Here is a 415-nt window from a genome sequence, read left to right as displayed (position 1 = left end):
ATGCTGCTGATTCCACTGGATGCGGATTACACGATCCCGCTGCGCCGCGCCCCCGACATGCGCGACGCCTGCACGGAGGCTTACGGCACGAGCCACGCCGCTTCCGTCGTCTCGCTGCGTGAGCTGCTTGGTTTGATCGGCGCGCATGAGTGGCGCAAGAAGGGTGTGGAGATTCCCGCGCTCGGTGGTGAGCGCATTCACCCGCACTACGGCGTGTTCTCGCCGGTGCGCGGCGAATACATCGAGCTGGTGGCGAATGCGCCGTTGCCTTCCAAAACGCTAGCGTTCGATATCGGCACGGGCACGGGTGTGCTGGCGGCGGTGCTCGCCAAACGCGGCGTGAAACGCGTCATCGGCACCGATCAGGACCCGCGTGCCCTGGCCTGTGCGCGGGAGAACCTGGCGCGTCTCGGGC

1 protein-coding gene is annotated in these 415 nt (G+C 66.7%); it reads left to right on the top strand.

Annotation, left to right across the window (positions count from 1 at the left end):
• Nucleotides 1–415: 50S ribosomal protein L11 methyltransferase (locus D7X74_RS42445; RefSeq protein WP_120538506.1), on the top strand; the 415-nt coding region annotated here is incomplete at both ends.

The sequence above is a fragment of the Corallococcus sp. CA047B genome, assembly GCF_003612065.1.
GTDB classification, from domain to species: domain Bacteria; phylum Myxococcota; class Myxococcia; order Myxococcales; family Myxococcaceae; genus Corallococcus; species Corallococcus praedator.
The sequence above is the reverse complement of the archived record's forward strand: the minus strand, read 5'-3'. Positions and strand labels throughout refer to the sequence as shown.